Below are 384 nucleotides of genomic sequence, written 5' to 3' on the forward strand. Positions count from 1 at the left end.
TCGACGGCCAATGACATGATCCAATATTGATGTGCATTTGTGCTAGTCGTTAGCAATATATACCCTGCGACCTGCTCTCCCTCTTTTGCTACCAGTAAACTCTCTCCCCAACAATCAAAAGCTTGCCGAAAGAAAAATTGAGGATAGGCGTGTGCTCCAAATAAAGTATTTTCGAGCTTATATATGGCAAATAAGTCCTCTTTTTGCGCAGACAAGATGTCCATTCAATGACTCCTTCTTTAACATGAATGGCAGCAGTATACCTAAATCTCATCTAAATGACGGGACACAAACATCTCAATTAAGTGCTTAAGAAATGTAATATTCTTCCTGAAAATTAGGCCTAACTCACTTAGAACATACATCCGTGATTAAGTTTTAACC

1 pseudogene is annotated in these 384 nt (G+C 38.8%); it reads right to left on the minus strand.

Annotated features, from left to right (window positions below):
* Positions 1 to 224: pseudogene (locus IQR33_RS06650) on the minus strand (GNAT family N-acetyltransferase); the annotation flags it as partial.
* Positions 225 to 384: the final 160 nt, after the last annotated feature.

Origin of the sequence: Vibrio sp. OPT46, assembly GCF_015163535.1 — a bacterium.
GTDB lineage: Bacteria > Pseudomonadota > Gammaproteobacteria > Enterobacterales > Vibrionaceae > Vibrio > Vibrio alginolyticus.